Raw genomic sequence first — 756 nt, forward strand, 5'->3', positions numbered from 1 at the left:
ACTACATCTTTGTGTGCTTGGATAGTATTTATCAGCTAAAATCAATTCTTTTCCATACCATTCGCATTTATATGTTAAAACCTGTTTGAAATAACCAAACATCGACCGTTGCAAACCTTTAGAAGCAACATGACTCATCTTCATTTGCTTGACGTTTAAATCTTCAATCACAATTTTATCAAAGTCATTAACTAAGTTTGTGGTAAACTTTTGAATTAAATCATGTTGAAAATTAGTTACTTTAGCGTATTCACGTTGTAACTTGGTTCTCGTTTTAACGTAATTATTACTGCCTTTAACTTTTTTACTCAACATTTTTTGATAATGTTTAATTCTTTGATACCTACGACTTAATTGCTTCGGTAGGGTATTGATCATTCCATCAGTATAATTAATGTGACCCACATTTACGTCAACTGCCGTTTTAGATTTAGTCTTATTTTTATGCTTAATCGTAATTTCAAAAGGTAAACTAGCATAATAATGCCCACGTTCTCGGTAGATTGATACGACTTTCAAATCGCCTTCTAACGATTTAGCACCTTTAATCTTGATATCAGACCAAACGTGTTTAGTTTCTCGGGGTTTATCTAATCTTAATTTACCATTTACAATTTTAGCACGGTCTGTTTTAAAGCCTTGTCTAAGCGCTTTTTTTGATTTGAATTTGGGTTTACCCCAATCAACTTGAGCTTTATTAAAAAAGTTTTTCCAACTTTTTGCCAAATCAGAAACTGTTTGTTGTAACACACGCGC

At 32.1% G+C, this 756-nt stretch carries 1 protein-coding gene; it reads right to left on the reverse strand.

The genetic code is table 11. The features are described 5' to 3' along the window. The coding region (locus JCM14209_RS08615; protein WP_025023038.1) for an RNA-guided endonuclease InsQ/TnpB family protein at positions 1–756 on the reverse strand (756 nt) is incomplete at both ends.

This window comes from Ligilactobacillus hayakitensis DSM 18933 = JCM 14209 (assembly GCF_000615845.1).
GTDB lineage: Bacteria > Bacillota > Bacilli > Lactobacillales > Lactobacillaceae > Ligilactobacillus > Ligilactobacillus hayakitensis.